Annotated in this window: 22 protein-coding genes; 11 read left to right on the top strand and 11 right to left on the bottom strand. The window is 58.6% G+C overall.

Annotated elements, in window-relative coordinates; translation table 11 throughout:
* Nucleotides 1–331 precede the first annotated feature (331 nt).
* Nucleotides 332–3,451 carry a DEAD/DEAH box helicase gene (locus M1E04_RS23305; protein WP_456292119.1) on the bottom strand — a complete coding sequence of 1,040 codons (3,120 nt, stop codon included), beginning with the start codon at nt 3,449–3,451 and terminating at the stop codon, nt 332–334.
* Nucleotides 3,448–4,320 carry a hypothetical protein gene (locus tag M1E04_RS23310; protein ID WP_456292120.1) on the bottom strand — a complete coding sequence of 291 codons (873 nt, stop codon included), beginning with the start codon at nt 4,318–4,320 and terminating at the stop codon, nt 3,448–3,450. Before M1E04_RS23310 ends, M1E04_RS23305 begins: the two co-directional genes overlap by 4 nt.
* Before the next feature lie 723 nt (nt 4,321–5,043).
* Between M1E04_RS23310 and M1E04_RS23315 the strand changes: the two genes are divergently transcribed.
* The 3 genes from M1E04_RS23315 (at nt 5,044) to M1E04_RS23325 (ending at nt 6,920) form a co-directional block, all read left to right on the top strand.
* A complete protein-coding gene (locus M1E04_RS23315) occupies nt 5,044–5,535 on the top strand; it encodes an AAA family ATPase (RefSeq protein WP_456292121.1) in 492 nt (163 codons plus the stop codon).
* A 172-nt stretch (nt 5,536–5,707) separates the two neighbouring features.
* Complete coding sequence (locus M1E04_RS23320; RefSeq protein ID WP_065987406.1) at nt 5,708–6,028, top strand: hypothetical protein; 321 nt, start codon at nt 5,708–5,710, stop codon at nt 6,026–6,028.
* Between the two features lie 142 nt (nt 6,029–6,170).
* Nucleotides 6,171–6,920: a substrate-binding periplasmic protein gene (locus M1E04_RS23325; protein WP_456292122.1), complete on the top strand. Its 750-nt coding sequence runs from the start codon at nt 6,171–6,173 to the stop codon at nt 6,918–6,920.
* 35 nt (nt 6,921–6,955) lie between these two features.
* On the opposite strand, the gene M1E04_RS23330 is transcribed toward M1E04_RS23325, so the two are convergent.
* From M1E04_RS23330 to M1E04_RS23360, 7 genes are all read right to left on the bottom strand, one after another.
* Nucleotides 6,956–7,915, bottom strand: coding sequence for a quinone oxidoreductase family protein (locus M1E04_RS23330; RefSeq protein ID WP_192130741.1), 960 nt, complete (start codon nt 7,913–7,915; stop codon nt 6,956–6,958).
* Nucleotides 7,916–7,953: 38 nt separating this feature from the next.
* Entirely contained in the window at nt 7,954–8,091 is a 138-nt protein-coding gene (locus tag M1E04_RS23335) for a hypothetical protein (protein ID WP_192130740.1), read from the bottom strand.
* 49 nt (nt 8,092–8,140) lie between these two features.
* A complete protein-coding gene (locus M1E04_RS23340; protein ID WP_456292123.1) occupies nt 8,141–8,917 on the bottom strand; it encodes an AraC family transcriptional regulator in 777 nt (258 codons plus the stop codon).
* A gap of 143 nt (nt 8,918–9,060) precedes the next feature.
* Nucleotides 9,061–10,329 carry an OprD family porin gene (locus tag M1E04_RS23345; protein WP_456292124.1) on the bottom strand — a complete coding sequence of 423 codons (1,269 nt, stop codon included), beginning with the start codon at nt 10,327–10,329 and terminating at the stop codon, nt 9,061–9,063.
* A gap of 242 nt (nt 10,330–10,571) precedes the next feature.
* Nucleotides 10,572–10,802, bottom strand: a complete 231-nt coding sequence (locus tag M1E04_RS23350) for a hypothetical protein (RefSeq protein ID WP_083233037.1) — start codon at nt 10,800–10,802, stop codon at nt 10,572–10,574.
* 180 nt (nt 10,803–10,982) lie between these two features.
* Nucleotides 10,983–12,047, bottom strand: coding sequence for an agmatine deiminase (gene aguA, locus M1E04_RS23355; protein ID WP_456293233.1), 1,065 nt, complete (start codon nt 12,045–12,047; stop codon nt 10,983–10,985).
* A 212-nt stretch (nt 12,048–12,259) separates the two neighbouring features.
* The gene (locus M1E04_RS23360) at nt 12,260–15,175 is read right to left on the bottom strand and encodes an aminotransferase (protein WP_456292125.1); all 2,916 of its coding nucleotides are present in this window, start codon (nt 15,173–15,175) and stop codon (nt 12,260–12,262) included.
* A 296-nt stretch (nt 15,176–15,471) separates the two neighbouring features.
* On the opposite strand from M1E04_RS23360, the gene rfbB reads away from it, so the two are divergent.
* The 7 genes from rfbB to M1E04_RS23395 all read left to right on the top strand — a co-directional run bounded on the left by rfbB (nt 15,472) and on the right by M1E04_RS23395 (nt 22,579).
* Nucleotides 15,472–16,551, top strand: coding sequence for a dTDP-glucose 4,6-dehydratase (rfbB, locus tag M1E04_RS23365; RefSeq protein ID WP_456292126.1), 1,080 nt, complete (start codon nt 15,472–15,474; stop codon nt 16,549–16,551).
* On the top strand, nt 16,548–17,423 hold the full coding sequence (rfbA, locus tag M1E04_RS23370) for a glucose-1-phosphate thymidylyltransferase RfbA (protein WP_456292127.1): 876 nt from the start codon (nt 16,548–16,550) through the stop codon (nt 17,421–17,423). The genes rfbB and rfbA overlap by 4 nt, the downstream gene beginning before the upstream one ends.
* Nucleotides 17,420–17,965 (top strand): dTDP-4-dehydrorhamnose 3,5-epimerase, encoded by a 546-nt coding sequence (gene rfbC, locus M1E04_RS23375; protein ID WP_192130733.1) that lies wholly within the window; start codon nt 17,420–17,422, stop codon nt 17,963–17,965. Before rfbA ends, rfbC begins: the two co-directional genes overlap by 4 nt.
* A complete protein-coding gene (gene rfbD, locus M1E04_RS23380) occupies nt 17,962–18,843 on the top strand; it encodes a dTDP-4-dehydrorhamnose reductase (protein ID WP_456292128.1) in 882 nt (293 codons plus the stop codon). Before rfbC ends, rfbD begins: the two co-directional genes overlap by 4 nt.
* 88 nt (nt 18,844–18,931) lie before the next feature.
* Nucleotides 18,932–20,746, top strand: a complete 1,815-nt coding sequence (locus M1E04_RS23385) for a sensor histidine kinase (protein WP_065987515.1) — start codon at nt 18,932–18,934, stop codon at nt 20,744–20,746.
* Nucleotides 20,743–22,119: a sigma-54-dependent transcriptional regulator gene (locus tag M1E04_RS23390; protein WP_065987417.1), complete on the top strand. Its 1,377-nt coding sequence runs from the start codon at nt 20,743–20,745 to the stop codon at nt 22,117–22,119. The genes M1E04_RS23385 and M1E04_RS23390 overlap by 4 nt, the downstream gene beginning before the upstream one ends.
* Complete coding sequence (locus M1E04_RS23395; RefSeq protein ID WP_456292129.1) at nt 22,112–22,579, top strand: YiiD C-terminal domain-containing protein; 468 nt, start codon at nt 22,112–22,114, stop codon at nt 22,577–22,579. The genes M1E04_RS23390 and M1E04_RS23395 overlap by 8 nt, the downstream gene beginning before the upstream one ends.
* Before the next feature lie 164 nt (nt 22,580–22,743).
* On the opposite strand, the gene cysQ is transcribed toward M1E04_RS23395, so the two are convergent.
* A complete protein-coding gene (gene cysQ / locus M1E04_RS23400; RefSeq protein ID WP_456292130.1) occupies nt 22,744–23,586 on the bottom strand; it encodes a 3'(2'),5'-bisphosphate nucleotidase CysQ in 843 nt (280 codons plus the stop codon).
* A complete protein-coding gene (nudE, locus tag M1E04_RS23405) occupies nt 23,583–24,149 on the bottom strand; it encodes an ADP compounds hydrolase NudE (RefSeq protein WP_065987420.1) in 567 nt (188 codons plus the stop codon). Before nudE ends, cysQ begins: the two co-directional genes overlap by 4 nt.
* 96 nt (nt 24,150–24,245) lie before the next feature.
* On the opposite strand from nudE, the gene yrfG reads away from it, so the two are divergent.
* Entirely contained in the window at nt 24,246–24,908 is a 663-nt protein-coding gene (gene yrfG / locus M1E04_RS23410; RefSeq protein ID WP_456292131.1) for a GMP/IMP nucleotidase, read from the top strand.
* Nucleotides 24,909–24,943 lie beyond the last annotated feature (35 nt).

Raw genomic sequence — 24,943 nt, forward strand, 5'->3', positions numbered from 1 at the left:
AAAGTAATATTATGCCAGAAGGGGAGTACGCAAACTACAAACACACCTTTCTCTGACGAAATTCAACTCTAACCATCTAACAGCACAAAGGTAGCAGATTATCATTGGAAAGCAAAATGGAGGTTGTTTCATTTTTTACGTATATTTTTAGAAAACAAACCCGCCAACTTTTCAGTAATTACTGCGTACAAATATTTATCGTCCGCGTAACGCTATTAAAGCATATCGCTGTACTTCTTCGAAAAAAAATAGCGGTCATACTGCAGTGATTGCTTAGTCATTAGGAGCACTATGCTTTAAAACTTTCATACTAGTGCCCCTGTTATTTGAGCTAGATAAATCCTTGGGCCTCTCTCCAGACCGAACGAAGGTCAGCTCCACTCACTTTCCCTTGCAAAGAAGAACGGGATACGCTTCGATCCCAAAAACGCTTATCAGATGACTCGAGAATTTTTTTAAATTTAACGCTGTCGTCTGACTTGAGTTTCCCATTATCGGCTTCGTACACCTCTGCAACTCCCATTGCCAAAACCCTTGGTACGCCCAAGATCGAAGCCACGACTGCCTCTGGCTTACTAACTCCATATTGAATGTAGGCTGGGAGCATTAATTCTGCACCTGTACTCCCTTCACTTTCTCCGCGCGCCACAGTCCTCCCTTTCAAGTACGCATGCGCTCCCCAAGAAACAGTTTGAGATACCTTACTAAAAACATAAGTACCAGCTGCTCGGATTTTATCTGCAGAAGTCTTACCTCCGAACGAGGAAGAAAGCTCTGAAATAGACGAACCATTTATCCAGCCATGAACTATTTTCGCGACAAGTGCAGTATTAATCGGACCACTCCCACGCTCCAGTGCTAGCGACAGCTCTGGCAGAGTAGATAATGCGTCAACCAAATGTTTTAACCCTTCAGGACTACCAATCATAGAGGGGCTGCCATCCATGAGGACCCTATCATTTTTAATATGATAAAACAGCTCATCAAAACTGTAAGATCCCAAGCCCGTCTTATCGGACATTTTTAAGTAACTTTGGTTCTTATCTGCAATCTCGCCAAGATATCTTTTGGCTAAAGCGAACAAAAAATCTTTAGATTTTTTAGTTCTACCTGACAAACTAGCTTCCACAAGCCGCTCCAAGTCAGCATATGTATTTCTAATTCCTAATGTCGCGCTTGCGTGAGACAGATATTGCAAAAATGGCCGAATAGCCTCGTGCTTCCTATATATCCATTTTAATGAGTCAGCATTGTCAATTTCCTCTATAACCTCATCCAGTGCAGAATCAATCCTTTCAGACAAATTATTAGTATAGTGTTCCCAAAGCCCCCTGTGTTTCTGGTTCGCAAAAACGATTAGTCCACGCTCAGAAAGGCCGACCCTCCCAGCCCGACCAGCGATATTCCAAAACTCCGCAGGTGATAAATTGCCACTCTGAGTATGAACTGAATGTATTACGACACTCGAAACTGGGAAGTTCATTCCTTGAGCTAACGTAGTGGTAGCAGCGAGGAAATCAATTTTTTTCGATACTGCCAATCGCTCTACTAAATATCTAAGCTCGCTGGATAGAGCGGAGTGATGGTATGCAACTCCTCGACGCAGGCAATAAGCTAAACTAGAGCTTTGACCATATTCGCACTCAGCAAGGGCGACAGCGACTCTGTGCTCCGCAGACGATCCTTGTAAGTCTACTTCTTCTTGCTGTGAGGCAAATTCAGACGCTGCGTTTTCCGCAGCGGTACGGGAAGAAGGATACATACCTAGAACTGGTCCAATCTTTCTCAGACGACTACCAACGATTATAGATCTATTAAGCGCTGAATCAGACTCAGCAAACTTACCAACCTCTTCAGCCGTCAACTTCATCTGTGTCTTGGTTAACGATCCACCAGGACGATGGGGTTCTCTCCACTCAATTTCCAGCATCTTATTGGGCCGCCGCCCTGTAAAAGACGCCAAACCAACCATTAGTCTTGACGGGCGCCATTTAACATCAACTGGAGAACCTCGCTCACCACTTAACCACTCAGCGAGTTCAGCGGCGTTATCGACAAACGGAGTAAGAAGAAGCATTCGAACATGTGGCTGCTCTCTCCGAAAATTTGCAAGAAGCAACTCCAATCTAGCGCCTCGTTCACCATCTCGAATCAGGTGAGCCTCATCAACTATCAATAAACGCACATTGGAAAACCATTCAGGATGGCTACGCAAAAGGAGATCCATTTTTTCAGGCGTAGCAACTACAACTCCTGATGAATTCTCAAGTAACGTCAATTCATAAGGATCTTCTTCATAAGCACTTCCTGCGGATACGACCTCTATACCCATGTCGCGAAAGTCGGTACCTAACGTGCGGCGAACCTGGGTTGATAGAGCACGTGTAGGGGTCAAATAGACGACCCGGGCGTCCGAATACGATGAAACTGTATGAAGTGTTGCAAGTTCCGCCATCAGCGTTTTCCCAGAGCTAGTTGGCATCTGAAGAATTACTGCCTCATTACGAGCATCTAAAAAATTTTTCCTTAAAGCTTCCTGCTGAGAAGGCAGCAAACTAAATATTGGGTTCCCGCGCGCGGTCAAATGAGAAATAAACTTATCGATTATATCGTTTATATTTTTCGCATTAGCCCATATAGCGTCAGCACGCAAATTAGAAATTGCGCTAGCTGCAGACTTCACCCAACTAATTAATTCTGGATCAGATGATAGTTCGGCGTACTCATCTGCCTTACCTGTCAGAACTCCTAGCTCATTTTGAGCACTCCCGACGCGCCCCGCAGCAGTTCTAACTTCTCCGCTAAGCAAATAGTTACCTAACGCATCTGCAGCAGCGGACATATGATACAAGGAAAGCAAGCTGAGTGCAGATTGCTCTTTATTATCCTTTTTTTCTAACCAGATTTGTTCGGATTCACTCTGCCTCAACCTTAGCTGAGCAAGGGTATCCATAGCTTCATTAATATCTGAAGCATTTCTTTGTCGAGCTAAAAGATATATAGACTGGGTAACTAATCTGCGGACTTCAGCCAACCAGTCTCCCGTCGCGCCCCCATCAAAAGCAATGATGCTTTCAATTTGAGTTTTTTGGAGCAATTGACGTAACTCTGTTTGTCTATTTGAGAGCAACCCAGTCGATATGAGTCGTAATACATCCCTCTGTTGCGGGACACCTAAACGCATACTTGACTCAATAAATGTGAGCCACTTGTCGAAGGATTTACTTGCCCAATCTGCTGACTCTGCATCTAACATTTCTGGACGAGCAGCCGAAAAATTGTCGTCTACGGACAACATTGCTGCCGCCCATAACTCACTGATTTCATCTTTATCAGGTGGTGAGATTTCGACTTGATTAGATACAGCCTCTTGAAAGGCATAGTCATCCAATCTATTAACTAAGCCGCTAATAGACTCCGACTCATAAAATTCTCGAACGACATTATTCATGATTGCCGCGCCATGTTCATTGCCATCTTGCCAAAATCATTCAGATTGGCACCGACAGACAAACTAATGCCTCGAGTGCTGGCCCCTACAAAATTTTCAGTTGCCAACTTCAAGGTCGACAAGTCGCGATGATCAGCCTCGACTACACCTCGAATTATAACCGGAGCCACAATTATATTTTTTACACTATTTTCGCGATGCAGGTCAGCCAGCATTTTTATTAAGATCTTATCAAAAGGAGTCCCTTTACAGCGAATCGCACAAGCAGATACGAACCCTTTGAGTTTTTCTACATCTACAGGGGCCTTTGAACACTCAGTAATAAGCTTCGCAGCCTCACTTGGCGGCCTGTTTTTATCATCTGTAGCTTTAACCTGAATTAGCACAAGGGCTAAATTTCCGCACCCTAGGGCCATTAATGTCCAGCCATCAAACCCTAGAATCGGCTGATTCCTGTTTCCCTTCACTGCATGAAGTGATGGTGGAGTAATCATGTTAAACACACGGCTTAAAGCCTCTCTCGCTAGAATTTCAGCCGTTTCAGAGCGATAATTAGACAATTGCGGAGGTTTATTTCCTTCGGCTTCTGGGTTAGGCAAACCGCCTCGAAAACTTGCAAGTAAGTCACCGAGAGTGAATTGCGATAACACAGCTTCAGCTGGTTCGGGAAGCTGAAGTAAAAATGCTTCGTCAGCAATCTCTTTTAGCTCCTGCTCGCCATAAGCATCTCGTATAGCCTGGGCAGTTAAGACTAAAAGCGCGTCGGTTGGGTTGGATGGATCGCACTGCTCCATCACCACTGCCCAATGGTGATCACCATCTTCTATACGATCAACAACGGCACAAAATTCCGTAGCAATGCTGGTCATTCTAACTCCACTCCCTGGGCGTCTGGCCTCAGTAAAATGCGAGGCAGAACTAACGGTACCGTCCAGCAATCATACCAGCCGAACCTAGCGTGGTGGCTATCCGATATCAACGAACAGCGCTAAATTGTACAGGAAGCTCGCAGACACAGGTCACATGTCTGCCGGATGAACCTGCCAACAGTAACGTATCATGGAGCAAACGGATTGATAGTTACTTGCCATCACTATTTCTACAGTTTAGTGAGGTTGTGACGGCTTCTGCCATTAGCTGCACCGGAGGCTCTTAGGGATCTGATGACTACTCAGACGGCACAGCTGTTCGCAGCTGGTCCCCACTCCGTGCTCGCTGTGGGGAAAGATTTTCTTGCAAATACTATCTGGCCTCCCCCTTCGATCTCGGCGGAAAAGCCGACTTCGATTCCACTGAACGCCATAACTACCTGATTTATTTATGGTTACTAGTTGGGGTACGCTGAATTTTCCACCGAAATCCAGACGCTCGAAAATTCCAGCCTCCCCGGAACATACCGTTCGCCTGGCGCCGGCACCAGATTTAGCAAAAAGGCTCACCGAAAGGTGGGCCTTTTTTGTTTGGGCGTTTCAGGGTGGGAGTTGAGTGACGCGTTCACCTACTGAAAGGCCTCGGCCGACTCGACACTGCCCCTCATTGTCCTGGCATCATCCCACAGGCATCATCATGCTTCGACATAAGGACGCGTCTCCATGGCCAACCCCACACTCCACCTCCTATGCGGCAAGATCGCCTCCGGGAAATCAACGCTGGCGAACTCTCTAAAGCGTGAACACGCGGCCATCCTCCTAACCGAAGACCATTGGCTCTCAAGACTCTACCCAGACCAGATCCACTCGGTCGCAGACTACGTAACACTCTCAAGAAGACTCCGAGATGTCGTAGGCCCTTTGGTCATCGACATGCTGAAGGCCGGGATCAATGTGGTTCTCGATTTCCCCGCAAACACTCCTGCAGACCGCCACTGGTTACGCGATCTGGCTGACACCGCCCAGGCCTCGCACAGCCTGCACTTCCTCGACGTCGACGACGAAACCTGCCGAGCCCGGCTGCACCTCAGAAACGAGCGTGGCGAGCATGACTTCGCAGCAACCGACGCTGAATTCGATTTGATCACCAGCTACTTCCAAGCCCCAGACAATGAAGAAGGGCTCAACGTAGTCATTCACCAGGATCGCTTCTAAACGGCTGCCACCCGGAGAGAACTAAACCATCATGCTCAAACGGTGCCCTTAGATTCAGAGCGCCCCCCTCCCCCATCCCGCCCCCATCGAGTAACGTATACCCATCCAACGGGCCCTCGCGTCTTCGTCAGGACAGCGACCCGTCATCAGAAACACGATAGAAGGCCCAACCGTGCACAAAGTCCGATTGATCAAGTACGTCTGGACCCACCAGACCCCGGAGATTTCGTCTGAATGGTCCAAGCTGCTCTACGAAGTGGAGCTGCCGTTCGTCCCTTTCCATGGCTTGAACATTCAGTTGCCGATGCAGCGCGTCTGGCGCATTCGGGATGTTGAGTGGAACGTCGAGGAGCAGACCTTTCGGTGCCATATCGAAGATCAATTCATGAACTTGCTGGATGTGGATGACTCGTACGAAGACTGGATCGAGATGTTGGTGGAGTGTGGCTGGGAGATGAGCGGTCGCTACACCAATGAGCACAACAAGACCTGAGTCGCCGCCACCTGAGTATGTTCTCTGCAGTAGACGCAGGACGCGCACTGCGACCGGCAGAAATGAAGATCGATGCCAGACTGGATAACAAACCTGGCACAAGGGCTGTCCTGGCGCCTTATTTCCCCTGAGCATAACTGCCATGAAATGGATTTCCTGTTGTACCCGTTACGCGGCCAGCGCGCTGTTGGCGTGCTCGTCAGCGGCATTTGCGCTGCCGGTCGTTGACGTGTACGTGGCCGAAGCGCCGCCGCTGACCATGGTGAGTCAAGGCGACCATCACGGCATCGCGGGCGACATCACCCTGCAGGCCATGGCGATGGCCGGGTATTCCGCCCACCTGCTCTCGCCGCCGTGGCCACGGGCGCAGCGGGATGTGGAGCTTGGCACCAACAAGCTCATCGCGCCGCTGACCCGTACTCAAAGTCGCGAAGACAGCTTCATCTGGATCGCGCCGGTGATGACAATGGATCGGGCGTTTTTCAGCCTTGATCGTCACGTCGAGACGTTTGAGGAGGCGCGCAAGGCCTTCAAGATGATTGCCGTGGGCAGTGGCTCGGCGCAGGAGACGCGTCTACGTGAGGAAGGTTTTTCCGCCGCGCAGATTTATCCGCTGAAGATTGGCGAGAACCCGGCGCTGATGTTGCTCAAGGGCCGGGTGGACGCGTGGTTCAACGGCGTGCCGGAAACGCTTTATATCTGGAAGCAGATCAGTGATCGCCCGCTGATGATGAGCCGGGCATTGATGACTGCCGATTTGTATCTGGCGTGCTCGAAAGACTGCGACCCCCAGATGGTCGAAAAGCTGAAAACCGCGATCCAGACGCTGCGGTCAAACGGCTCGATCAAACGCGTCCAGCATGACTACCTCAAAGGGCTACCCGTCCAGTAATCCGGCAGCCCTGCCCCAAGATTCGTGCTTGCCTGTCACGGCAGCAGAATGACCTTGTCGGCGCCGCCCTGATTCACTTCCGCATAACGCGCCAGGCCTTCTTCCAGCGGCGACTCAATCAGCCCGGTTGGCAGCGGCAAGGTGCCGTCGTCGAACTGTTTGCCAAACTGCTCCAGCATCCGTGCGCAGGCTTCGACGCCATACAGCAGCGAGTTGATCCCCACCACCGAACCGCCCTTGCGGTAAAGCGCCAGCGCAGGCAGTTGCACGTGGCCGTCCACCGGCGCGGCGATGATTGCGATGCGACCGAACTGGGCCAGCGCAGGCACAGAAGCCGGCAGCCAGAAGCCCGTGGTGTCGAAGATCACGTCGGCGCCGCCTGGAAAAACAGCGTTCACTTGAGCACCCAGGTCTTCCGGCTTGTTGAGCTGGATCGCGTTGAAGCCTTGCTCTTGCAGCACTTTCAGCTGATCAGGTTTACGCACCGCTGCCAGCACCTGTGCACCACGCACTTTCGCCAGCGCGATGGCGGCGCTTCCCACTGCGCCATTGGCGCCGATGACCAGCAACCGGGTGCCGGCCTGCACGAGGCTGCGCTCAAGCGCGTCCCAGGCGGTGGTGTACGGGACGCCCAGACTGGCGGCCTGAGTAAAGCTCAGCGAGGCAGGCTTGATCGCCACGCCTTTGGCCGGCAGCGTGATGTAGCCGGCGTGGGAGCCGTCGCGGACAAAGCCGATTTCCTTGCCGGTGCCCCATACTTCCTTGCCGATCAGTTCCTGCGGGCCTTCCACGACCACGCCCGCGAAGTCACGCCCCGGAATGCGTGGCATCGTGGTGTAGGGGAAGCGGCCCAGGACGTTTTTGACGTCGCTGGGGTTCAGGCCCGCTGCTTTTATCTGCACCAGAACTTCGCCGGCCGCCGGGACTGGCGTGGGCAGATCGACGACTTCCAGCGCAGCCAGGTCGCCGGTGCGGAAGAATTGCAGTGCTTTCATGATGGGTTCATCCAGAGTGAGGAAAGGGGGTCGTCGGTTCAGGAGGCCAGATGGGAGAAGAACTGCTTGCCCACCGGCCACAGCCATTCACCGGCCTGCATGCCAAGCAAGCCAACCACTGCGAGCAGAGGCGCGACGGCGTTAAGCGATGACCAGAGTGTAAGGGGGGCCGGCAAGGTCTACCGGCCAAGAGCTTCTGAATTTCGGACAGTATCGGCGCAGGCGTTAGTGAGATGGATCAACCACCGGGTACTGAGAAGGCGCCATGCCCAGTTCGCGGCGAAACATGTCGCTGAAGCTGCTCGGCGAATACCCCATTGAACGAGCGATGGCGTTGACCGGCACGCCCTGGATGATCTCCGCCACCGAGGTCGCCAGTTGCACCTGCCGCCGCCATTCGGCGAAGCCCATGCCAAGCACCGCCTGAAACAGCCGGGACAACGTTCGCACGCTGGCGCCGGCGTTTTCTGCGTGCTGCTCGAATGACACGTCGATGGACGGCTCGATCATCACCGCCTGACAAACGCTCATCAGCCTGCGGTCGCTGTCATCGGGCATCGGCACTCTCAGCAGCGAACGCCGGGCGCGTTTGAGTTCGAGCAACGCCAGATTAACGACGGCCTCGTAGTAGTCCGATTCCTTGTCCTGCTCGGCCACAAGGCCGACGATCAACTCGCGCAGCAATCGGCCGACTTCCAGTACCTGAACGGTGGCGTCGAGGGTTCGGGCGAGCGCCGGCCGCAGGTAGATGTTGCGCATTTCCAAGTCCGAGACCACGCGAATCCCATGGGGCACGCCGGGCGGCAACCACACCGCGCGCTGCGGCGGCACGACCAGCGCCTCATGGGGCGTCTCGACCCACATCACGCCCGACATCGCATACAACACCTGCCCCCACTCGTGCTGATGGGGCTCGATGTACAACCCGCGGGGATACGTCCGTGACAGAGGCTGCACGGGGACGGCGGTATTGGAGAGGTCGGGCGGCGCGGCGATTGCCATGGTGAAACCGGCTGGAGTGGGATACGGCGATGGTAGCGGGAGCGCGGGCAGGATCGCCAGTTCAGTGAACGCTCATACCCGAACGCCCCGATCTTGCGACCGGGGCGTCTGGGTGAAGCCGTCAGCTCTTCAGCCGTTCGACATCAAAACACGTTGATTGGGTAATCGACGAAGATCCGCGTTTCGTTACCGCCGACGTTGTACTGGTCCACATCGTTGGAGACGCGCAGGAACGAGTTGCGCAGGCGTACCGAGAGGTCTTTGACCGGGCCGCTCTGGACCACGTAGGTCAACTGGCTGAACAGTTCGCGCTCTTCGCCACGCCCACGGTCGCTGCCGTCGTCGATGTTGTCGCCGCGCACGTAGGCCACGCGGTAGCTGAGGCCTGGCGTCACGACGGTGCCCAGGTTCACGCCATAGCCCACCTGCCACGAACGCTCGTCCTTGCCGTTGAAGTCTGACCAGTACGAGTTCGCCAGGTAGATGGTGTTGCCGCCATCGCCGGTGCCGCCTGCGTTGCGATAGCCCCCGTAGGTGTAGCCGGTTTCGCCGGTGCTGCGCTGATGCGCGAGGGTGAATGAGTGGATGCCCACCGCCCAAGTCGCCGCCAGGCTCCAGATCTTGTTGTCGCGGGCGTCGTCGACGGCGAAGTCCTTGTCCAGCTTGGTCTTGTAGCCGTTGAAGTCGAAGGTCAGCGACTGATCTTTCGGCATCGCCCAGACGTAGTTCAGGTTCACGTACTGCTTTTTCAGCACGTCTTCGTCGTCGGAGGCGTAAAACGCGGCGCTGAGGGCCTCGGTGAATTTATAGGTGCCGCCGTACACGTTGATGCTCTTCAGATCACCGCTGTCGCGGCCTTCAGCGCTCTTGCGGGCTTCGGCGGTGAAGCGGCCGGCCACCAGCGTGAGGCCCTTGATCTCTTTGGAGGTGATCATGGTGCCGGTGTAGGACTCAGGCAGCAGGCGCGAGCCGTCGTACGTCAGCACGGACAGCTCGGGCATCATGTCGCCGTACTTCAGTTCGGTATTGGACACCCGGAATTTGACCGCACCGCCAAAGCGCGACAGGTCGTCCGCCGCATTGCCGCTGTCGCCCTGCTTGAAGAAGTCGATACCGCCTGCGCCGCTCTTGCCCTTGCCACCGTCCAGACGCGCTGCGTACAGGCCGAAAGCATCAACGCCGACGCCCACCACGCCTTGGGTGAAACCGGATGTGTAGCCGGCCATGAACGCCTGCCCCCATTCCGAGCGGTCCTGCGGCCCGTTTTTGTAATCGCGATTGATGTAGGCGTTACGCAGGTTGATCTTCAGGCTGCTGTCTTCAACGAATCCCTTGGAATCTGCCTGACCGTCCGCCATGGCGTGAGTGGCGGCGAGAATGCTCAGGGCGAGCAGGCCGATACGCTGTTTCATCTTGTTGTCCTTGTGAGCGGATTAATCGCGCGCTGTGGCAAATGCCCGGTGTGGGCAATTGCGTCTTCCGGCTCTGAAACAGTCCCGGAAGCCCGCACGAAATCATCACAGTGGAGGACTGATGCACGTACATGGCGCTAGGCCACAGGCGGTGGAGGCGCGAATGCTATCCCCCGTCTGCGGAAGGTGTCAATTTGATGGGAGTCAAACGGAGCCTCTGCAGTGCCTGATGCCGCCCTTCGTCAGCTGTGGAGCACGCCCAGCAGCGCTTCGATTTCCGCGTCATTGATCAACCCGCTGGGGTATCGCCTGGACAGCATCTTGCGAAAATCACCGCGTTGTTTCAGCGCCTGCAGCTCTTGCATGCGCACCAGCGGGATCCGGGTCGTCCGTAACCAGTCCGCCATCATCTGCCGTGCTTCACTGCTCGCAGAAAAACCTCGAGCCACTCGCAACTCATGACCTGCGTTCATAAGGACAACCTCTTATGTCGTGGACTGCGAAATCTACGGAGCTTTTGTTACAGACGGACGACCCCGCAAGGGCATTTACGCGCTGCTGGGATCCCGTCTTCCTACGACCGGCTTGAAACCGTCCAGCCATAAAAAAGCCCATCGTCTGATGGGCTTGATAACAGCAAGAAGCGAACCAACTCAGCTGCGGTGGGGCGCCGGCTGCTGCTGCGTCAGGCAGTGAATGTTGCCTCCACCCAGCAACATTTCGCGGCCCGGGACCATGACCACCTCGTGTTCAGGGAACAGCTGCTGGAGAATCTGGCGGGCCGTGTCATCCATCGGATCGTCGAAACACGGGGCAATGATGCCGCCATTGACGATCAGGAAATTCACGTACGAACCGGCCAGACGCACCGATGGGTTGCGCTCCTGGCTGCCGTGCACCTGATCCACCCCGGCGCACTCTTCTTCGGTGGCAAACAGCGGGCCGGGAATCGGCATCTTGTGCACGACGAACGGGCGTCCCTTGGCGTCGCGGGCGTTTTCCAGCACCGCCATGGCCGCCTGGCAACGCGGGAAATTGGGGTCTTTCGGATCATCTGTCCAGGCGAGTAACACTTCACCGGGACGCACGTAGCAGCAGAAGTTATCCACATGCCCGTCGGTCTCGTCGTTGTACAGACCGTCCGGCAGCCAGATGATCTTCTCGACCGACAGGTGATCGCGCAGCACGGCTTCGATGTCTTCGCGCGACAGATGCGGGTTGCGATTGCGATTGAGCAGGCATTCTTCGGTGGTGATCAGCGTGCCCTCGCCATCGACGTGGATCGAGCCGCCTTCCAGCACGAAACCTTCGGTGACGTAGCGGGGGCAGCGCTCGATTTCCAACACTTTGCTGGCGACCTGTTCATCCAGGTTCCACGGCGCGTAAAGCCCGCCGTCGAAACCGCCCCAGGCATTGAAGCCCCAATTGACACCCCGGACCTCGCCCGCGTCGTTGATGACGAAGGTCGGCCCGCTGTCACGCACCCAGGCGTCGTTGCTGCTGATCTCGACGACGCGAATGTTGGGCACATTCAGGCGGGCGCGGGCGTTGTCGTACTGTGCAGCCGAGACGCCGACGGTGACAGGCTCAAACCGGGCGATGGCCTTGGCCACAGCAACATGATCGTTCTGCACCGGCTTGCCGCCCAGACGCCAGTTGTCAGGGCGCTCGGGCCAGATCATCCAGGTTTGCGTCTGCGGCGCCCACTCGGCAGGCATGTAGAAACCATCGGCGCGGGGGGTGCTGTTGAGAGTGGTCACAGTAATCAGAACTCCATGAAACGACGAGGGCGTCTGCGGCAAAAGAAGACAGACGTTATAGACGATAAAAATCGGATTTAAAAACACTAATCAAGCAATCGGCGCAGATCCGGGCATCTAACGCCGATATATATCGGAAAAAATTCCAATCGTGACGAATAAGAACCCCCTCAGTTCTCCAGTTCGCTCAGCACCTTCGACACGCTGTCGACAAAGAAGTCCACGCTTCGCCGGGTGGTGACCATGGGCGGCTTGATCTTGAGAACATTCAGATAATCCCCCGTAGGTTGCATGAAGATCCCCAGCTCACGGAGGCGATCACACAGGTAGGTCGTTTCCTCGGTTGCAGGCTCCAGCGTCTCTCGATTGCGGACCAGTTCAAGCCCCAGATAGAACCCCGAACCATGGACGGCCCCGGCCAGCGGATGTTTGTCGATCAGCGCCAGCAGGCGTTCCTTGAAATAGCCGCCGACCACTTGGGCGTTTTCCCACAGCTTTTCTTCTTCCATGACGTCGAGTACCGCCATGCCGATGCGGCAACTCACCGGGCTGCCACCGGACGACGAAAAGAAATAGCCCTCAGCCTCCAGCGCTTCAGCGATTTCCCGACGGGTGATAACGGCGCCGAGGGGATGACCGTTGCCCATGCCTTTGGCCATCGTAATGATATCCGGCACTACGCCCTGCTCTTCGAAGCCCCAGAAGGAGTGACCGAGACGGCCATACCCCACCTGCACTTCATCGGCGATGCACACGCCGCCCTGGGCGCGGACATTGTCGTAGACCTGCTGCAAATAGCCCGGCGGCAGCGAGATTCCGCCGGCGTTGCCGTACACCGGTTCACAGATGAAACCCGCCACTTGCCGCCCCTGCTCGGCCAGCGCAGTCAGATGCGCGTCCACGCTGCGCAGGTAGAACGGTGTGCTGTCCGCGCCACGAAACTCACCGCGATACGTGTTGGGCGCAACCACGGGATGCACCCAATCCGGGCGCGTGCTCAGCGCTTGCGGGTTGTCGGCGATGGACGTCGAAATGGCATCGGTCGCCACCGACCAGCCGTGATAAGCCTCCAGCACGCTCAAGACATCGCGCCCGCCGCTGTAGGCCCAGGCCAGACGAATCGCCAGGTCATTCGCCTCGGTGCCGCTGTTCACCAGAAACACCCGATCCATCCCGGCGGGCGCCAGCTTCAGCAGGCGCTCTGAAAACTCGGCGATCGCCGCGTAATGAAAGCGTGAGTTGGTATTGAGCAGCGACCACTGCCGCGCGGCGACTTGGGCCATGCGTGGATGACCATGACCGAGCACCGCGACGTTGTTGAGCATGTCCAGGTAAGAACGGCCTTGCATGTCGATCAGGTGGTTGCGCCAGCCGCGCTCGATCTGCGGCGGGGCCTGGTAATAATGCTTTTGCGACCGAGCAAAACTGGCATCGCGACGGGCAAGCAGCGCAGCAGAATCTGCCAACGCAGGCGCATCACAATCGAAACCCAGCAGCCCTTTGGGTGACGGACACAGCGCACGCCAGGCTGCGGCTCGCGAAGGCGCAGTGAACAGCGGCGGGCTCACGTCCGGCTCCGAACACAGCTGCACGATCAACGCGCCGCCGCCCTGCCCGATCACGTCGCCCGCGCCGAACTCGACACCGGCGTCAAAATCAGAGCGCACGCCCCACAGACGCAGGTTCACTTCGGCGCCCACCAACTGCAACGCGCCGTCGGCCGTGTGACGCAGGCTGCCGGCAAATGGCGCATGAACAGCGGTGCCGTGGGGGATCTGCAATTCGGTATGCAGCGCGAAGGTGTCCGGCTCTTTTGCACTGTCTGGCAGGGTGCGGGACAGCCGGTACTCGCCATAGCGACTGGCGGCCAGACCATGTTCGGCCGCCTCTTTCAGCAGTTGCTCGTCGATGCCGCTTTGTTCCCAGTTGCCCGCGACGAAATGCTCGCTGAGCACACCCAGATCGACCAGGGCAAAACCCTGCCCGCTCAAGCTCGGCAACAGCGGCGAGAACGGCTCGGCCTCTTTGTCCGCTTCCCATTCACCCACCGCGTCGAGAATCGCCGCTTCCATCAACGCAATCGACACGGAGGTGGCGACGTCGAAGATGTTCCACTCGCTGGCCAGATTGGCCTGGATATAGCCGTTGTCCGGCTCGATGCTGGCCTGTTGCTCGCTGCTCAAGACCAGTACGGCCGAGCGCGCAACGATCAATGGCCACAGCGCCAGCAGTTCCTCGCTTTGAAGCGGGTTGATCTGGTGATAGGCCTGAATGGCGGGCAGGATGAAAAAAGGATCGCCCTCGGCATGGTGCAACAGCGCGGCGCAGGTCACCGAGAGGTCAACGATGCGCCACGTGCGCGCCAGATCACCAAAGTCGATCAGCCCTTGAAGCTGCCACTGGCGATGGGCATCTCCCGCCCAGACCACGTTGTACTCGGTGATGTCCATGTGAATGGCCTGCACCGGCAGCGACGCCACCAGCGGCAGCAAATAGGCCTGGGCGTGCTCGGCGGCCTCGGCGATACAGGCGTGCTTGTCGGCATCGGCGATGACCGGGAGCAGGTGCTCGATCAACGCGAAGGCGTGACGCGGGTCCCACTGCAACACACGGTCCAGGCCTGGGTGCTCGAACCCGGCCAGCGCCACGTCGACACGGGCACAGAGCTGCGCCAATCCGGTCACGATGTGCCGGTTCAGATGCGCGACGTGAGCCAGTGACTGCCCGTCGATAAACTCCAGAACGCGCAGGTGCACGGCATTGCCGTTGTGCTCGACGGACAGCAAGTCCTCACCCTTCAGCGCCGGCATCACTGCCGGAACGCGCATTTGCGGCGCAGCGCCCAGATGCCGCAACGCTGCATGTTGCGCGGCAAGTTCGGTGGCTGAGTAAGCACAGTGGCAGATCTTCAGGACGAAACGTCGCCCGTCACCGCAGTCCAGCAGGAAGTTTCGGTCTTGATGGCTGCCCAACGCCTTCAACGTCCCCGACAGCCCGTAATACGTCGTCAGCCACTCGGCGGCCTGCGCGGCGTCGACGTCCGGGCATGGCAAGCTGGAGCGACGAATCAAAGTGTCGAGCGACATGGAGGGAGTCCTGAGAGATGAAGGCACGCCGACAATATCGCCAGTTGCGCGACCGTTAATCAACCCCGCGACCTGCGCCAGTCAAGAAATGGCTTATGAGACCGATACATAGGCCAGACGTTAAACTCGTGCAACACCTGCGGCGGTTTAATGGCGCGAATTACGATGGGCCATCAATTAATATCATCGCTCGTCGGTGGATTGCTTCTTGCGCCAGTCAGCAAGGCCCCACAAGCTATGCTCCATCGTCCTACGCCTTTATCGTCTTACGTCTTTCCAGGGAAGAAGGTTTATCCATGCGAATACTTGTTACCGGTGGCGCCGGCTTCATCGGCTCTGCGCTGATCCGTCATCTGATCAACAACACCGATCACGACGTTCTCAATTTCGACAAGCTGACCTACGCCGGCAATCTTGAGTCGCTGCAGGGCATCGCCACGAACACTCGGTATGAGTTCGTGCAACAGGACATCGTTGATCAGGCCGCCGTGAGTAAAGTCCTCGCGCGCTTCAAGCCGGACGCGATCATGCACCTGGCGGCTGAATCCCACGTCGACCGCTCGATTGACGGCCCGTCGGAGTTCATCCAGACCAACATCGTCGGCACCTACAGCCTGCTGGAAGCGACTCGCAGCTATTGGCTGACCTTGGCCGACGCCGAGCGCGCCGCCTTCCGCTTTCACCACATCTCCACTGACGAAGTGTATGGCGACCTGCACGGCGTGGACGACCTGTTCACCGAAACCACGCCCTACGCGCCAAGCTCGCCGTACTCGGCCAGCAAAGCGGCGTCGGACCATCTGGTTCGTGCCTGGCAGCGCACCTACGGGCTGCCGGTGGTTGTCACCAACTGCTCGAACAACTACGGCCCGTTCCATTTCCCCGAGAAGCTCATCCCGCTGGTGATTCTCAACGCCCTGGCCGGGAAGCCGCTGCCGGTGTACGGCAACGGCCTGCAAGTGCGTGACTGGCTGTTCGTCGAAGATCACGCCCGCGCACTGCTCAAGGTGGTGACCGAGGGCAAGGTCGGCGAGACCTACAACATTGGCGGCCACAACGAACAAAAGAACATCGACGTCGTGCGCGGCATCTGCGCGCTGCTCGAAGAGCTGGCGCCGGAACAGCGCAAAGGCGTGGCGAACTACGCGGACCTGATCACCTACGTGACCGACCGCCCCGGCCATGACATGCGCTACGCCATCGACGCCAGCAAAATCGAATGCGAACTGGGCTGGACACCGGAAGAGACATTCGAATCCGGCCTGCGCAAAACCGTGCAGTGGTATCTCGACAACCTTGAATGGTGCCGCAACGTACAAGACGGCAGTTATCAGGGCGAACGCCTGGGCACCAACGTGAAGGAACTGATTGCATGACTAAAGGAATTGTTTTGGCCGGCGGCTCTGGCACGCGCCTGCACCCGATCACCCTCGGGGTCTCCAAACAGCTGTTGCCGATCTACGACAAGCCGATGATCTATTACCCGATCTCGGTGCTGATGCTGGCCGGGATCAAAGACATTCTGGTCATCTCGACGCCGCTGGACCTGCCGCAATACCGTGCGCTGCTCGGTGACGGCAGTCAGTTCGGCGTGCACTTTCATTACGAGGAGCAACCGAAGCCGGATGGCCTCGCCCAGGCATTCCTGATTGGCGAAGAGTTCATCGGTGATGACTCGGTGTGCCTGATTCTGGGCGACAACATCTTCCACGGTCAGCACTTCAGCGAGCAGCTCAAGCGTGCGGCGGACAACACGTCAGGCGCGACCGTGTTTGGCTACTGGGTCAAGGATCCGGAGCGTTTCGGCGTGATCGATTTCGATGAGCACGGCCACGCGCTGTCCATCGAAGAGAAGCCCAAAGCGCCTAAATCGAGCTACGCCGTGACGGGTTTGTACTTCTACGACAATGAAGTCATTCAGATCGCCAAGGACGTCAAGCCGTCCCCGCGCGGCGAGCTGGAGATCACCGACGTCAACAACGCCTACCTCAAGCGCGGCGACCTGCGCGTCGAGCGCTTTGGCCGCGGCTTCGCCTGGCTCGACACGGGTACCCATGACAGCCTGCTGGACGCGTCGCAGTACGTGCAAACCATCGAGCATCGTCAGGGCCTGAAAGTCGCGTGCCTGGAAGAAATCGCTTTCCAGAACGGCTGGATTGACCGCGCTCACCTGTTGAACAGGGCTGACTATTTCGGCAAGACCGGCTACGGTCAGTACCTGTTCAAGATCGCAGGGGAAAGTCAGTGAAAGTGGTTGCCAGCAAGTTGCCTGAAGTCCTCATCATCGAACCCAAGGTGTTCGGCGATGAGCGTGGCTTCTTCTACGAAAGTTTCAACGCCCGGGCCTTCGCCGAGGCCACCGGCGTCGCCGATCAGTTCGTGCAGGACAATCACTCGCGCTCGCAAAAAGGCGTCCTGCGCGGGCTGCATTACCAGATCGAAAACCCGCAGGGCAAACTGGTGCGCGTGACCACTGGGCGCGTGCTGGACATCGCCGTCGACATCCGTCGCAGCTCCCCGCAGTTCGGCCAGTGGTTCGGTCTGGAGCTGTCTGCCGAGAACGCTCGTCAGCTGTGGATTCCCAAGGGTTTCGCCCACGGCTTCGTGGTGTTGAGCGACTACGCCGAGTTCCTCTACAAGACCACCGACTACTACACGCCGTCGGCCGAGCGCTGCATTCGCTGGGACGATCCCGAGCTGGGCATCGACTGGGGCTTGAGCGAAGCGCCTCAACTGTCGGCCAAGGATCAGGTCGGCAAGCTCTTGAAAGACGCGGACCTGTTTCCGTGAGCGCGCCGCTGCGGATTCTGATCAGCGGGCAACAGGGCCAGGTGTCCCAGGCGCTGCAGCAACGCCTGCAGAACATGGGCGAGCTGATCGTGCTGGGTCGCGATCAGCTGGATTTGAGTCAGCCGGAATCCATCCGCCCGGTGGTTCGCGACATCAAGCCTGACCTGATCATCAACGCTGCCGCACACACGGCGGTGGATCAGGCCGAAAGCGAGCCGGACCTGGCCTTCGCCATTAACGCGACGTCTCCCGGTGTGTTTGCTGAAGAAGCCGCCGCGCTGGGCATTCCGCTGGTTCACTATTCCACCGATTACGTGTTCGACGGCAGCAAGGCCGGCGCGTGGGTTGAATCGGACGCGCCTAACCCGCTGGGCGTCTACGGCAGCAGCAAGCTGGCGGGCGAGCGGGCCATCGCCGCAGCGGGCGGGCAGCACCTGATTTTGCGCACCAGCTGGGTTTACTCCCTGACCGGGCGCAACTTTCTGCTGACCATGCAGCGCTTGCTCCAAGAGCGCGAGAAGCTGTCGATTGTTGCCGACCAGATCGGCGCACCCACCTGGGCCGGCACCATCGCCGCCAGCACTGGCGCGCTGATTGAACGCTGGCGTGATGGGGCGCCGGGCGCCTGGGGTGTTTATCACCTGACCGCCAGCGGCGAGACGTCCTGGTTCGGGTTCGCTGAAGCGATCGGTCAGCAATTGATCAACAGCGGCAAACCCTGCGCAGTACTTGAGCCGATTGCTTCCAGCGCGTACCCGACGCCGGCCGCACGTCCGCTCAATTCACGCCTGGATTGCAGCCTGTTGCAGCGCGAGTGGGGTGTCAGCCAGCCCGACTGGCACGATGCGTTGCTGGAGTGCTTAGCGCAGCAGCGGTAGGCATAATGGGCCGACTCGATGTTGAGCGGCTGCGGAATACTGATTCATCCGCAGCCGCCTGCATCGCAACGCACCCACCGGCGATTCCATGATCAGCACTAACGCCCTTCCCCGCCGTCCTCGCTGGCGCAGCCTTGCCTTGCTGGCGCTGATCCTTGCCCCGCTATTGTGGCCGCTCGAACGCCTGGCCGAACACTATTACCGCAATGAGCTGCTGAGCCAGAATCGCCAGACCCTCGACCTGTACGTCGCCAACCTGCTGGGCACGTTGCACCGCTACGAAGTGCTGCCGCAGATTCTCGGCGACCTGCCCGGGCTGCGCGCCATGCTGGCGAACCCGCAGGACACACAGGCCCAGACCCAGGCGAACGTGCTGCTGATGAACACCGCCAGCCAGACCGGCGCCGAGGTGATCTACCTGATGGCGCCCAATGGCGAGACCCTCGCTGCGTCGAACTGGGACAAACGCGACAGCTTCGTCGGCCGCAACTTCGCCTTCCGCCCGTATTTCAGCAACGCCATGGCCGGCAATCTCGGCCGCTTTTTCGGTTTGGGCACGACGTCGGCCAAACGCGGCTACTTCTTCGCCGCCGCCGTGCGCGACGGCGATACCGTAATTGGCGTGCTGGTGGTCAAGGTCGATCTGGACCTCACTGAAACGTTGTGGGGCAAGACGCCAGAACAGTTGCTCGTCACCGACCACAACGGCGTGGTGATCCTCACCTCCAACCCCAACTGGCGTTTCCGCGCCACGCGCCCGCTCAGCGAGGAAGAAAAGCAGGCCATCGTCGCCATTCAGCCCTACCCGACCCGCGATCCGCGCCCGCTGCAGCTGGATGAAAACGGCTGGCTGACGCAAACCCAGCAGATCGACGAAACCGGCTGGAGCGTTAACATCCTCGCGCCCAAGGTGCTCCTGTCGAGGCCTGTTCGAACCGTCGTGGCGATTGGCGGCGCGGCGTTGCTGGTCTTGATGTTGCTGCTGGGGCTAATGATGCAGAGGCGCAGGCATTATCTGGATCGCATCAACTTCGAGGCCAAGGCGCGCCGTGAACTGGAAGTGCGAGTCGCCGAGCGGACCTGTGACCTGGAAGGCGTCAACCAGCGACTGCGCCAGGAAGTGCTCGAACGCGAGCAGGCGCAGCAAGAACTGTTTCGCGCCCAGGACGAACTGGTTCAGGCCGGCAAGCTGTCGGCGCTGGGCACGATGTCGGCGAGCATCAGCCATGAACTCAACCAGCCGCTGGCGGCCATTCGCAGCTACGCCGAAAACGCTGAAGTGCTGCTCGATCACCAGCGCACCGAAGACGCGCGCGGAAACCTCAAGCTGATCAGCGAACTTACCGGGCGCATGGCGTCGATCATTGCGCACCTGCGCGCCTTCGCCCGCCGCGACCGGCATGCGCCCGAAAGCGTGGCGTTGCAACCGGCGCTGGACGATGCACTGGCCCTGCTTGCCAAGCGACGGCGAGCGATGGAAGTGGAACTGATTCGTGACCTGCCCGCCGCCACCTTGTGGGTGCAGGCCGGCGAGACGCGCCTGCGTCAGGTGCTGGGCAATCTGCTGGCGAACGCGCTGGACGCACTGACCGAGAAAGGCCCGCCGCGCAAGTTGTGGATCAGCGCCGAGTACAACGCCGAGGGTGTCAATCTGTTCATCCGTGACAACGGCCCGGGCTTTTCACAAGAGGCACTGGAGCACGCCCGCGAGCCGTTCTTCACCACCAAGACACGCACACAGGGACTCGGCCTGGGCCTTGCGATCTGCGATACGCTGATGCGCGCCCTGGGTGGCGAGCTGCTGTTCGCCAATCACCCGGAAGGCGGCGCGCTGCTGACGTTGCGGATGCGCACCGGCGCCTCGGGCGTCAACCTTCAACCGTCTGAGGACTTATCTGCATGAGCACCGACGCCATCGACAGCCGCATTCAGGTGGTGCTGATCGACGACGACCCGCACCTGCGCCAGGCGCTGAGCCAGACGCTGGACCTCGCCGGCCTGAAAATCCTGCCGCTGAGCGACGCCAAAGGGCTGCAAGCGCGCATCGAGCGCGACTGGCCGGGCGTCATCGTCAGCGACATTCGCATGCCGGGGATTGACGGCCTCGAACTGCTCCACCAGTTGCACGCCCAGGATCCTGAGCTGCCGGTGCTACTGATCACCGGCCACGGCGACGTACCGCTGGCGGTGCAGGCCATGCGCGCGGGTGCTTACGATTTTCTGGAAAAACCCTTCGCCAGTGACGCACTGCTCGACAGCGTGCGGCGGGCTCTGGCGCTGCGCCGGCTGGTGCTGGACAACCGCAGCCTGCGCCTTGAGCTCAGCGATCGTCAGCAACTGAGCACGCGACTGGTGGGGTTGTCTGCCCCCATTCAGCGCCTGCGCGATCAGATCGGCGCGCTGGCCGCCACCAAGGCCGACGTGTTGATTCTCGGTGAAACCGGTGCCGGCAAAGAAGTGGTCGCCCGCGCCCTTCACGATTTGTCCAATCGCAGAAACGGTCCGTTCGTGGCGATCAACGCAGGCGCGTTGGCCGAGTCGGTGGTGGAAAGCGAGCTGTTCGGCCACGAGTCGGGGGCTTTTACCGGCGCGCAAAAGCGGCGCATCGGCAAGTTCGAATTCGCCAACGGCGGCACGCTGTTTCTGGATGAAATCGAAAGCATGAGCATGGACGTTCAGGTCAAGCTGCTGCGCTTGCTGCAAGAGCGCGTGGTCGAGCGCCTGGGTGGGAATCAGCAGATCCCGCTGGACATCCGGGTGATCGCGGCGACGAAGGAGGACCTGCGCCAGGCCGCGGATCAAGGGCGTTTCCGGCCCGACTTGTATTACCGCCTCAACGTTGCACCATTGCGCATTCCGCCGCTGCGCGAGCGTGGCGAAGATGCACTGGTGCTGTTCCAGCATTTCGCCGACACCGCCAGTCTGCGCCACGGCCTGCCACGCCATGAACTGCAGCCTGGGCATCGTGCGCTGCTGCTGCGCCACACCTGGCCGGGCAACGTGCGTGAACTGCAGAACGCCGCCGAGCGTTTCGCCTTGGGCCTTGAGCTGGAACTGGAAGGCGAGGCGCAGCCAGATCTGGTGGCGTCCAATGGCGGGCTGAGCGAGCAGGTCGAGGCGTTCGAGCGAGCATTGATCGCCGCCGAATTGACCCGCCCGCACACCTCGGTCCGTAGCCTCGCCGAAGCGTTGGGCCTGCCACGCAAAACCCTGCACGACAAACTGCGCAAGCACGGGCTGACCTTCAACGGCGCGGGGTCCGACGACAATGACTGATCGGGATTACTTGTCTGCTGAAGACCTGGAAGCGGTGCTGCACCGGGACATCCCCCTCACCCGGGAGATGGGCATCAAGGTGCTGGGCTGGCGAGAGCACCAACTTCGTCTGCACCTGCCGTTGGCGCCCAACGTCAATCACAAGAACACCTTGTTCGGCGGCAGCCTGTATTGCGGCGCGGTGCTGGCAGGATGGGGCTGGTTGTATTTGCGGCTCAAAGAAGCCGGGATCGACGACGGGCACATCGTGATCCAGGACGGCCAGATCAGTTATCCCCTGCCGGTCACCCGCGATGGCGTCGCCATTTGCGACGGAACGGATGAAGCGAGCTGGGAGAAATTCCTCAAGCTCTACCAGCGCCGCGGCCGCGCGCGCCTGGCGCTGCACACCCGGATCGTGGCGGAAGATTCAGAAGAAACGGCAGTGGATTTCGTCGGGCAGTTCGTCCTGCATCGCTGAACACATCCTTCCACCTGTAGGAGCGTGGCTTGTCCCGCGATCGATCGCGAAGCGGTCGCAAATCCGATCGGTGCAATTCGCTCTGGAAAACCCAGCGCTGCATCTGCGACGACTGCGTCGCCGATCGCGGGGCAAGCCACGCTCCTACGAGGGAACCGAAAGCTTCAGGTCAGCGCCAGCGCCAGCAACGCGTCGCGCCACGTGGCTTCCCCCGGTAGCGCCAGGAAATACGGATTCAGCAGTGTCTCCCGCGCCGGATATTCGAACGCCGTGCCGTCCAGGTTCAATACCACGCCACCCGCGCCTTCCACCACACCTTGCGCCGCAGCCGTGTCCCACTGAGAGGTGGGCGCCAGACGCGGGTAGCAATCGGCAGCCCCTTCGGCCAACAGGCAAAACTTCAGCGAGCTGCCGATATTGGCCAGCTCCAATTCACCCACCACTTCCGACAAACCGGCCAGCAACTTCTGTTGCTCGGGGCTTGAGTGACGCCGGCTGGCGACCACGGTGAACGCTTCTCCCGCGCCCGGCTCATTGCGCACGCTGATCGGCGCCAGGTGCTGCGAATCGTCACTGCGCCACGCGCCCAGCCCGGCGCCACCGAAATAGCAGCGGTTGTTGGTCGGCATCGACACCACGCCAAACACCACGCGACCGTTCTCGATCAGCGCCACGTTGACCGTGAACTCTTCACTGCCGGCAATGAATTCCTTGGTGCCATCCAGCGGGTCCACCAGCCACCAGCGCTGCCACTGACTGCGCTCGCTCAACGGAATATTCGCGTCCTCTTCGGACAGAATAGGAATGCTCGGATCCAGCGCCTTGAGCCCCGCTACCAACAGCTCATGGGCGGCCAGATCAGCAGCCGTTACCGGCGAGTCGTCCGACTTGACCGCGACCTCCACGCCGGAGCGCCAGAACGGCAGAATGACTTCCCCAGCTTGGCGGCAAAGCTCGATGACGGGGGCAAGCAGCGGGTGCGGCAATGGCGTGAATGTCGGGTTCATGGCAGGAAATCCCCACGCTCGGCCAGCAGGTCGCGGGCAAGGTATAACGCAGCCAGCGCGCGCCCCTCAGTGAACTGCGGGTTCTGAACCAGAGCGGCAAGCTCGCGCAGATTGACCTTGTCCACACGCATCGGCTCAGGCTCGTCGCCGGGCAGCGTTTCTTCATACAAATCAGTGGCCAGCACGACCTGAATTTTCTGGCTCATGTAGCCCGGCGAAAGCGACAGTTCGGTCAGGTGCACCAAGGTCCGCGCGCCATAACCGGCTTCTTCCTTGAGCTCGCGATTGGCGGCGGCCAGCACGTCCTCGCCCGGCTCGATCAAGCCCTTGGGCAGCGACAGCTCGTACTGGTCAGTGCCGCCGCAGTATTCCTCGATCAGCACGGCGTGATCGGCATCGAGCATGGCCACGATCATCACCGCGCCGTAGCCACTGCCGCTGCCAACCAGCCGCTCGTAGGTGCGCTCCACGCCGTTGGAAAAGCGCAGCTGCACTTCTTCAACGCGGAACAGGCGGCTGCTCGCGACGATTTCGCGAGAGAGGACGGTAGGTTTCTGCTGCATGACGAGCTCCTTGGCGTAGTCGGGTTACTATACCGTGGCTTTTGCGGATGTCTTCGCCGCAAACCCACGCGACCCCTCCAACGCCGAGAGACCTGCATGCCTTCTTTGCCCTGGCGCGATATCGACACCGTTCTGCTGGATATGGACGGCACCCTGCTCGACCTGCATTTCGACAATCACTTCTGGCTGGAGCATCTGCCCAGGCGCTACGCCGAGGTGCACGGGGTCAGCCTGGCAATGGCGCAGCTGGAGTTGATGCCTCTCTTCGAAAAAAACGCCTGCACCCTCAACTGGTACTGCACCGACTTCTGGAGTTCGGAGCTGAACCTGCCGGTGAAAGACCTGAAAGTCGAGATTGCCCACCTCATCGCCTTGCGCCCCGACGCCGAGACGTTTTTGGCCGCCATCAAGCAGGCCGGCAAACGGGTGATCATGATCACCAACGCTCACCGTGACTCGCTGTCGCTGAAGATGGAAAGACTGGAACTGGCGCCCTACTTCGAGCGCTTAATCAGCTCCCACGACTATGGCTATCCCAAGGAACACCCGCAGTTCTGGGATGCACTGCAGGACGACATCAAGTTTGACCCGGCGCGCAGTCTGTTCATCGACGACACCTTGCCGATCTTGCGCAGCGCTGGGCGATACGGTATCGGCCACTTGCTGGCCGTGCGCGAACCGGATAGCCGCAAAGGGCCCAAAGACACCGAAGAATTCGAAGCCGTTGAGGATTATCGGGCGTTGATGAAGGGGTTATAAGCGCAAAACGAAGCAGGAGCACGCTTGCCCGCTTA

This window comes from Pseudomonas sp. AK106, from assembly GCF_053903055.1.

What these genes read in the sequence shown, in the direction of transcription:
- M1E04_RS23305 (WP_456292119.1), bottom strand. Translation starts at nt 3,451, where the DNA reads ATGAATAATGTCGTTCGAGAATTTTATGAGTCGGAGTCTATTAGCGGC.
- M1E04_RS23310 (WP_456292120.1), bottom strand. Translation starts at nt 4,320, where the DNA reads ATGACCAGCATTGCTACGGAATTTTGTGCCGTTGTTGATCGTATAGAA.
- M1E04_RS23315 (WP_456292121.1), top strand. Translation starts at nt 5,044, where the DNA reads ATGGCCAACCCCACACTCCACCTCCTATGCGGCAAGATCGCCTCCGGG.
- M1E04_RS23325 (WP_456292122.1), top strand. Translation starts at nt 6,171, where the DNA reads ATGAAATGGATTTCCTGTTGTACCCGTTACGCGGCCAGCGCGCTGTTG.
- M1E04_RS23330 (WP_192130741.1), bottom strand. Translation starts at nt 7,915, where the DNA reads ATGAAAGCACTGCAATTCTTCCGCACCGGCGACCTGGCTGCGCTGGAA.
- M1E04_RS23340 (WP_456292123.1), bottom strand. Translation starts at nt 8,917, where the DNA reads ATGGCAATCGCCGCGCCGCCCGACCTCTCCAATACCGCCGTCCCCGTG.
- M1E04_RS23345 (WP_456292124.1), bottom strand. Translation starts at nt 10,329, where the DNA reads ATGAAACAGCGTATCGGCCTGCTCGCCCTGAGCATTCTCGCCGCCACT.
- M1E04_RS23350 (WP_083233037.1), bottom strand. Translation starts at nt 10,802, where the DNA reads ATGAACGCAGGTCATGAGTTGCGAGTGGCTCGAGGTTTTTCTGCGAGC.
- aguA (WP_456293233.1), bottom strand. Translation starts at nt 12,047, where the DNA reads ATGCCTGCCGAGTGGGCGCCGCAGACGCAAACCTGGATGATCTGGCCC.
- M1E04_RS23360 (WP_456292125.1), bottom strand. Translation starts at nt 15,175, where the DNA reads ATGTCGCTCGACACTTTGATTCGTCGCTCCAGCTTGCCATGCCCGGAC.
- rfbB (WP_456292126.1), top strand. Translation starts at nt 15,472, where the DNA reads ATGCGAATACTTGTTACCGGTGGCGCCGGCTTCATCGGCTCTGCGCTG.
- rfbA (WP_456292127.1), top strand. Translation starts at nt 16,548, where the DNA reads ATGACTAAAGGAATTGTTTTGGCCGGCGGCTCTGGCACGCGCCTGCAC.
- M1E04_RS23385 (WP_065987515.1), top strand. Translation starts at nt 18,932, where the DNA reads ATGATCAGCACTAACGCCCTTCCCCGCCGTCCTCGCTGGCGCAGCCTT.
- M1E04_RS23390 (WP_065987417.1), top strand. Translation starts at nt 20,743, where the DNA reads ATGAGCACCGACGCCATCGACAGCCGCATTCAGGTGGTGCTGATCGAC.
- M1E04_RS23395 (WP_456292129.1), top strand. Translation starts at nt 22,112, where the DNA reads ATGACTGATCGGGATTACTTGTCTGCTGAAGACCTGGAAGCGGTGCTG.
- cysQ (WP_456292130.1), bottom strand. Translation starts at nt 23,586, where the DNA reads ATGAACCCGACATTCACGCCATTGCCGCACCCGCTGCTTGCCCCCGTC.
- nudE (WP_065987420.1), bottom strand. Translation starts at nt 24,149, where the DNA reads ATGCAGCAGAAACCTACCGTCCTCTCTCGCGAAATCGTCGCGAGCAGC.
- yrfG (WP_456292131.1), top strand. Translation starts at nt 24,246, where the DNA reads ATGCCTTCTTTGCCCTGGCGCGATATCGACACCGTTCTGCTGGATATG.